We start from the raw sequence: 7,688 nt of genomic DNA, 5'->3' as shown, positions 1-7,688 counted from the left end.
AGGCGGTGGCCCCGGAAGCGGGCGAACTGATCCAGACGGCGGTGCTCGCCATCCGCAACCGCATGACGGTGCAGGAACTGGCCGACCAGTTGTTCCCCTACCTGACAATGGTCGAGGGGTTGAAGCTTGCGGCGCAGACCTTCAACAAGGACGTGAAGCAGCTTTCCTGCTGCGCTGGATAAAAAAAGGAGGTTTTCAATGAGCGCCTACACCGTGTCCCGGCTGGCCCTTGATGCCGGGGTGAGCGTGCATATCGTGCGCGACTACCTGCTGCGCGGATTGCTGCGTCCGGTGGCGTGCACCCCGGGCGGCTATGGCCTGTTCGATGATGCCGCCTTGCAACGGCTGTGCTTCGTGCGGGCGGCCTTCGAGGCGGGCATCGGCCTGGACGCGCTGGCGCGGCTGTGCCGGGCGCTGGATGCTGCGGACGGCGATGAAGCGGCCGCGCAGCTTGCCGTTCTGCGCCAGTTCGTCGAGCGTCGGCGCGAAGCGTTGGCCGATCTGGAGGTGCAGTTGGCCACCATGCCGACCGAGCCGGCACAGCACGCGGAGAGTCTGCCATGAACAGCCCCGAGCGCTTGCCGTCCGAGACGCACAAACCGATCACCGGCTACCTGTGGGGCGCGCTGGCCGTGCTCACCTGTCCCTGCCATTTGCCGATTCTCGCCATTGTGCTGGCCGGCACGACGGCCGGCGCGTTCATCGGAGAGTACTGGGGTATCGCAGCCCTCACGCTGACCGGTTTGTTCGTCCTGTCTGTGACACGACTGCTGCGGGCCTTCAAAGATCGATCATGAGCGCTTCCCATTGAGACAAACCACGCTGTCGCTACGTTGCCTCATGCCGGCATCAAATTCGGCTGAGTAGCTTCTCGCCATCTGGACGTAGCTCACCCTTGGGTGAAACATGCCGATACAGGGTCTGCCGCGTGACGCCAAGTTCCTGGCACAGGTCGCCGACCTTGGTCTCTGGCTGACCCATTGCCGCCATCGCCAGCCGCAGCTTGGCGGCGGTCATCTTGAACGGCCGGCCGCCTTTCCGCCCGCGCGCGCGGGCCGAGGCTAGGCCGGCAATCGTGCGCTCCGCGATCAACTCGCGCTCGAACTCGGCCAGGGCGGCGAAGATGCCAAAGACCAGCTTGCCGGCGGCGGTCGTGGTGTCGATGGCCGCGCCGTGCCCGGTTAATACCTTCAAGCCGATGCCGCGCCCAGTCAGGTCGTGCACGGTGTTGATGAGATGTCGCAGGTCGCGTCCGAGCCGATCCAGTTTCCACACGACCAGTGTGTCGCCAGTTCGCAACGCCTTCAGGCAGCTCGTCAAGCCGGGCCGATCCTCGCGCATGCCGGATGCCTGGTCCTCGTAAAGATGTACTGGATCGACCCCGGCGGCAATCAGCGCGTCGCGCTGCAAATCGGTAGCCTGGGAGCCGTCCGCCTTCGATACCCGCATGTAGCCTATCAGCATGTCGTACCTGTCACATATACGTTCGATTATGTGACAGTGTGCGCCGGAAAGTTAAGGTCGTCAAAATTTGTCACTTAACCCGTCATTCTGTCTAAGACATGCAAAGGATCCGTCAGGCTCATAATGTGACAGAAATTCCGTGGCGATGCCTTCCTTCGCGAAGGTGGCGCGCAACTGTTCCAGGGAAGCGGGGTCGCGCCGACCATAGGAAGCCAACGCGAACAGCGAGCGTGCCGTCTCGGGGTTGTGCCGCGCTTCAATGATGGCCTCGTCGATGGCCTGGACTGCACGCTGCCAGTGATTGATGGGTTCGGGCTTCGGCGCTTTCGTCGGCAGGCCACTGGTGAACCCTGTTTGGGGCTCGGACCAGAACAGCTTTGCCTGCTCGCCTGGCGGGCTTATGTACCTCACCTCAATCAAGCTGATTGCCGTTGCCGCCGCCTCCAGCATCTGCAACCGTACTGCCGGATTCAGGGTTTCATACGGTCGCCACAGACTTTGCCCAGCACGCAGCGGATGCCCGCAGCCTTCCCAGACTTGGCGGAGATACCCCGCGTAGGTTCCGCACGCCGAAAGCGGTGTGTTCAGCTCATCGAGCAGCGTGCGTAGCAGCCGAAACCACAATCCGGCATGGATGCGTCGGCGCGGCAGCTCCAGGTGACCGGTCGTCAGTGCCTGCCAGGTACGCTGGTCCATCGCCGCAATCGCGTCGCTGGCGGTGCGCGGTTCGGCGTCGGCGTTCTCCCAGCCTAGAAACCGCCCTGGCACGCCCCAATAGGATTCCAGCCGGCAGCCATGCAGCGGGCAGCTCAGCATCAGGGGCAGCTTCCACGCGAGCAGTACGGCTTGGTTCTCCGGATCGTTCAGGCATAGCGGACAGGCGCGGTGTATCGGCTGGCTGGGCAGCCAGGCACGCCAGCTCGTGATGGATCGCGTCTTACGGCGGTGTGTCGGCAGCAACACCGAGAGCTGGAACGCATAGGTCTCCAATGCATCTGGAATCTGATCATCAAGGCTGTCCAGTAGCCAAGGCACCCAGCCGGCAAAGCTCATGCAACGCAGCCGGTTCAGTTCGATGCCGCTCCGCTGGGAAAGCATCGCCAGCAGCGCCAGTGGTGGCGCGGTGTCCAGGTCATCAACCTGACCGTGACCAAGATCGTGCTCCAGCAGCTCGGACACCTCTATGTGATAGCAAAGGGCCACGCGGTTGAGCCACGAAGACAAGGCTTCACCTTCCCTGGGAGCCGGATGCAGTGGCCAGCGTGGCGCTGGCTTCACATCAGTTCCCGCTCGAATTGCCGACGCCGCTCGCTGGGGCCGGTGTAATCGGCCATGCTCAGCGTGCGATGGTTGATCGCTTCCTCGCCGCTCTCCACGGCGGCGAGGGCTGCCGCCATCAGCAAGTGCGTCAGTTCGCCGATGGTGCCTTCGCTGCGTGTGAGCAGGTAGCGGGCCATGTCCAGCGTGGCAATCGACGAGGGGCGCCGCAGTGGAAGCGAAGCGGCGAAGCTGGCCAGCAGTGAGCAGCAATCGTCGTTGGCCTCCCATACCGGCAGCATCATCGGCTCGAAGCGATTTTCCAACTGGTCATCGGAGCGGATGACCAGGTAGGCGTCGCGCGTGCCGACCCCGACCAGTGGGATGCGCAGTTCATTGCCGAGGAAGCGCAGGAGATTGAGAAATTCCCGGCGGTTGACGCTGTTACCGGCCAGGACGTTGTGCAACTCGTCGATCACCAGCATGCGCACGCCGACCTTGCGCAGCAGTGCCAGCGCCAGTTGTTCCATTTCTGGCAGCCGTGGGCGCGGTCGCAATGGCGCACCCATCGCCGCGAGCAGCGCGACGTAGAAGCGGATTACCGACGGTTCGGATGGCATCTGCACGACCAGTACCGGAATGTGCTCCTGGTCGGCGTCGGCGCTGGCCGGATGCGTGCGCCGGAACTTCTCGACGATCATCGACTTGCCGTTGTTGGTCGGGCCGACCAGCAGCAGGTTGGGCATGCGTTGCTTGTTTGGCCACGCATACAGGGTTTCCAGCCGGTTCAGCGCCTCGACCGCGCGCGGATAGCCGATCCAGCGGTCGGCGCGAAGGCGCTGGATGCGCTCGTCCGCCGGCAGCCGAGCCAGCCCCTGTGCCGCTGGCAGCAGGTGTGACAAGTCGATGATGGGATATTCGTCCACGGCTACCACTCCTCAATCTGGTCGAACGGTTTGGCCGGCGGCTGGTTGTCGGCCTGTGGGTCAGCCATGTCCGCATCTGGTGGTGGCGTGGTTTTGACAGGCGGTGCCGTTGCCTTGAGATGCTGGCGTCGATCCGCGTCGCGCCGCGCCTTGCGCGTAGCTTTCTGCGCGGTGGTCACGATTTCTCGCATCTGGCCGATCATGCGGAACAGCGCTGACTCATCCACCTGTTCGCGCCCTTGCTGCCGTAATTTCGCCAGCGCCTGCCGTTGTTCCCATAGGGTGACAGCCGGGTGCGACAAGGTACGGTAGGGAATTTCCAGGTAGTGCTGCCCCTCTGGTTCCAGCACCCATATGCGGCTGATGTCGCGCGGGTCGCGCCGGATCAGGAACGCAGGCAAGCGGTCCCGCCGAGCTATCCACGGCTTGAGCGCATCGGCGTAGTAGTGGATGTGGTCGATGACGAAGCCGGTGCGGGTCAGCGTGCGGCGGATGATGGGCAGAAAATCGACCAGAAAAGCCGTAGCGCGAGTGATGACGGTTGGCACGCCGGTCCGCGTGATAGCTTCGGCCCAGCGCGCGGCCGGCGGTTGGAGCAGGCCGTTGTGCACGGAGCCGTGATAGGTGCCGACCGCCAATGTGAGCCAGCGCTCCAGCTCGCGCAGTGTCAGGGCGGCCATCTTCTCGGAGGCGTATTCCCCGCGCTGGTCAGGATTGGAGAAGGTCGTCCCCGGCAATTCGTCGTGGATCATCTGCATCGCCGTGCCGATGATCCGTTCCACGATACCGCCGTAGTGCGGCTGCCCGAGCGGGCGATAGTCCAACCGGATGCCATGCTGCTCGCAGCCACGGCGCAGCGCCTCGCTCTTGAACTCAGCCGCGTTGTCCAAGTAGAGCAGTCTGGGCTTGCCGCTCATCGGCCAATCCATCTCTACGTTCAACCCTTCCAACCAAGGGCGCTTGTCGCAGGCGGCATGCACCAAGCACAAGCCGACCGAGACGGCGGACGGGGCTTCCAGCGTAACGACCATGCCAACCACGCAGCGGGTGAATACGTCGATGGCGAGGGTCAGGTATGGACGGCCAATCGGTTGCCGGTCGCGCTCGTCCACCACGATCAGGTCGATGACTGTGTGGTCGATCTGCACCTGCTCCAGCGGCGCGGAGACGGGTGGCGGAACACCACCAACACCTTGCAGGTCGCGGGCGGCATCTTGTCCTTCCCGGCGGTGAGTGACCTCGCGCGGATCGAGGCCGGCGATCCGCAGAGCCACCGTGTTGCGCGCCGGCACCCGCAGCTTTTGCAGCTTGCACGCCCGCACAACTTCGCGGTGGAACGCCGCCAAGCTACGCTTCTGCTTGGTCAGGAAGCGCTTTTGCAGTAACTCGCGGATGATTCGTTCGACCGACTCCGGCAAGCGGCCTTTACCTTTGCCACCGCTCGACTGCCCAAGAGCCAAGTCAGTGACCAGCCCCGATCCTAGCCGGGCACGGCGGATCAGGACGTAGACCTGCCGCCGGGACAGCCCCAATGCCTGGGCTGCCGCGTCGGCCGCTTCATGCCCAACCGTCTCCGACTGCGCCAACGGCCCAATGATCTCCGCGCGACGACGCGCACGCTCCCATGCCTGTTCTGGCAGGGTGGCCACGCCGTGCTCGGTAATCGGTGCGGTATCGGTCGCCATGCTCATCTCGCTTTGGTGCACACGAGTATTGAGCATAGACGAGTTTCGTGCAGAGGAGTCCTGATATCTGGCTGTCAGGAGCCGTATGCACAAGAGGCTTCAAACCGCGCTGAATGGTGCAGTCGTCTTCTGAAAATGACAGCCGCGCCGGTTGCCTTGGCGGGCTTGTCACAAACCTACGTTTTCAAGAAGAAGGAAACCGCATGCCCCGCCGTTCGATCCTCTCCGCCGCCGAGCGCGAAAGCCTGCTGGCGTTGCCGGACACCAAGGATGAGTTGATCCGTCACTACACGTTCAGCGAAAGCGACCTCTCCATCATCCGGCAGCGGCGCGGCCCGGCCAATCGGCTGGGCTTCGCGGTGCAGCTCTGCTACCTGCGCTTTCCCGGCGTCATCCTTGGCGCTGATGAGCCACCGTTCCCGCCATTGCTGAGACTGGTCGCCAACCAGCTCAAGGTCGGCATCGAAAGCTGGGACGAGTACGGGCAGCGTGAGCAGACCCGACGCGAGCACCTGGTCGAGCTGCAAACGGTGTTCGGCTTCCAGCCGTTCACGATTGGCCACTACCGGCAGGCTGTCCAGTTGCTGACCGAGCTGGCCATGCAAACCGACAAGGGCATCGTGCTGGCCAGAGCCTTGATCGAGCACCTGCGGCGGCAGTCGGTCATTGTGCCCGCCCTCAACGCCGTCGAGCGGGCGAGCGCCGAAGCGATTACCCGCGCCAACCGGCGTCTCTACGACGCCTTGGCTGAGCCGCTGACGGACGTGCATCGCCGTCGCCTCGACGATCTGCTCAAGCGCCGCGACAACGGCAAGACGACGTGGCTGGCCTGGCTGCGGCAATCCCCGGTCAAACCGAACTCGCGGCACATGCTGGAACACATCGAACGCCTCAAGGCGTGGCAGGCGCTCGACCTGCCCTCCGGCATCGAGCGGCTGGTTCACCAGAACCGGCTGCTCAAGATCGCCCGCGAGGGCGGCCAGATGACGCCCGCCGACCTGGCGAAGTTCGAGCCGCAGCGGCGTTACGCGACCCTGGTGGCGCTCGCCATCGAGGGCATGGCCACCGTCACCGACGAAATCATCGACCTGCATGACCGCATCCTGGGCAAGCTGTTCAATGCCGCCAAGAACAAGCATCAGCAGCAGTTCCAGGCATCCGGCAAGGCGATCAATGCCAAGGTGCGGCTGTTCGGGCGCATCGGCCAGGCGCTGATCGAGGCCAAGCAAGCGGGCCGCGATCCGTTCGCCGCCATCGAGGCCGTCATGTCCTGGGATGCTTTCGCCGAGAGCGTCACCGAAGCGCAGCGGCTCGCGCAACCCGAGGACTTCGATTTCCTGCACCGCATCGGCGAGAGCTACGCCACGCTGCGCCGCTACGCGCCGGAATTTCTCGACGTGCTCAAGTTGCGGGCCGCGCCCGCCGCCAAGGACGTACTCGACGCCATCGAGGTGCTGCGCAGCATGAACAGCGACAACGCCCGCAAGGTGCCCACCGACGCGCCGACCGAGTTCATCAAGCCGCGCTGGCAGAAGCTGGTGATGACCGACACCGGCATCGACCGGCGCTACTACGAACTGTGCGCGCTGTCGGAGCTGAAGAACGCGCTGCGCTCCGGCGACATCTGGGTGCAAGGCTCGCGCCAGTTCAAGGACTTCGAGGACTACCTGGTGCCGCCCGCGAAATTCGCCAGCCTCAAGCAGGCCAGCGAATTGCCGCTGGCCGTGGCCACCGATTGCGACCAGTACCTGCATGACCGGCTGACGCTGCTGGAAACGCAGCTCGCCACCGTCAACCGCATGGCGCTGGCCAACGAGCTGCCGGACGCCATCATCACGGAGTCGGGCCTGAAGATCACGCCGCTCGATGCGGCGGTGCCCGATACCGCACAGGCCCTGATCGACCAGACGGCGATGATCCTACCGCACGTCAAGATCACCGAATTGCTGCTGGAGGTAGACGAATGGACGGGCTTCACCCGGCACTTCGCCCACCTGAAGTCAGGCGACCTGGCCAAGGACAAAAACCTGTTGCTGACCACGATCCTCGCCGACGCGATCAACCTGGGCCTGACCAAGATGGCGGAATCGTGCCCCGGCACGACCTACGCCAAGCTGGCCTGGCTGCAAGCCTGGCACATCCGCGACGAAACCTACGGGGCGGCACTGGCCGAGCTGGTCAACGCGCAGTTCCGACATCCCTTCGCCGAGCATTGGGGCGACGGCACCACGTCATCGTCGGACGGCCAGAACTTCCGCACCGGCAGCAAGGCCGAGAGCACCGGCCACATCAATCCGAAATACGGCAGCAGCCCAGGGCGGACGTTCTACACCCATATCTCCGACCAGTACGCGCC

The 7,688-nt window shown here is 64.2% G+C and carries 8 protein-coding genes; 4 read left to right on the top strand and 4 right to left on the bottom strand.

Annotation, left to right across the window (positions count from 1 at the left end; translation table 11 throughout):
* From AC6LJ9_RS29780 to merE, 3 genes are all read left to right on the top strand, one after another.
* On the top strand, window positions 1-182 hold a 182-nt coding region (locus AC6LJ9_RS29780; RefSeq protein ID WP_498150345.1), incomplete at its 5' end, for an oxidoreductase dimerization domain-containing protein.
* 16 nt (window positions 183-198) lie between these two features.
* Window positions 199-564 (top strand): mercury resistance co-regulator MerD, encoded by a 366-nt coding sequence (merD, locus tag AC6LJ9_RS29775; protein ID WP_003465059.1) that lies wholly within the window; start codon window positions 199-201, stop codon window positions 562-564.
* The gene (gene merE / locus AC6LJ9_RS29770) at window positions 561-797 is read left to right on the top strand and encodes a broad-spectrum mercury transporter MerE (protein WP_001087809.1); all 237 of its coding nucleotides are present in this window, start codon (window positions 561-563) and stop codon (window positions 795-797) included. The genes merD and merE overlap by 4 nt, the downstream gene beginning before the upstream one ends.
* 52 nt (window positions 798-849) lie before the next feature.
* On the opposite strand, the gene AC6LJ9_RS29765 is transcribed toward merE, so the two are convergent.
* The 4 genes from AC6LJ9_RS29765 to AC6LJ9_RS29750 are packed head-to-tail and all read right to left on the bottom strand — an operon-like array spanning window position 850 to window position 5,368.
* Complete coding sequence (locus tag AC6LJ9_RS29765) at window positions 850-1,464, bottom strand: recombinase family protein (RefSeq protein WP_000904941.1); 615 nt, start codon at window positions 1,462-1,464, stop codon at window positions 850-852.
* Between the two features lie 60 nt (window positions 1,465-1,524).
* Window positions 1,525-2,742 carry a TniQ family protein gene (locus AC6LJ9_RS29760; RefSeq protein ID WP_011137967.1) on the bottom strand — a complete coding sequence of 406 codons (1,218 nt, stop codon included), beginning with the start codon at window positions 2,740-2,742 and terminating at the stop codon, window positions 1,525-1,527.
* Complete coding sequence (locus tag AC6LJ9_RS29755) at window positions 2,739-3,647, bottom strand: TniB family NTP-binding protein (RefSeq protein ID WP_011137966.1); 909 nt, start codon at window positions 3,645-3,647, stop codon at window positions 2,739-2,741. Before AC6LJ9_RS29755 ends, AC6LJ9_RS29760 begins: the two co-directional genes overlap by 4 nt.
* A gap of 2 nt (window positions 3,648-3,649) precedes the next feature.
* Window positions 3,650-5,368, bottom strand: coding sequence for a TnsB C-terminal domain-containing protein (locus tag AC6LJ9_RS29750; RefSeq protein WP_013521181.1), 1,719 nt, complete (start codon window positions 5,366-5,368; stop codon window positions 3,650-3,652).
* A gap of 167 nt (window positions 5,369-5,535) precedes the next feature.
* Between AC6LJ9_RS29750 and AC6LJ9_RS29745 the strand changes: the two genes are divergently transcribed.
* Window positions 5,536-7,688, top strand: a 2,153-nt coding sequence (locus tag AC6LJ9_RS29745; RefSeq protein WP_498150344.1) for a Tn3-like element ISPa38 family transposase, incomplete at its 3' end; no start/stop codon positions are given.

It is taken from the genome of Achromobacter sp. 1011811831 (genome assembly GCF_059760905.1).
The sequence above is the reverse complement of the archived record's forward strand: the minus strand, read 5'-3'. Positions and strand labels throughout refer to the sequence as shown.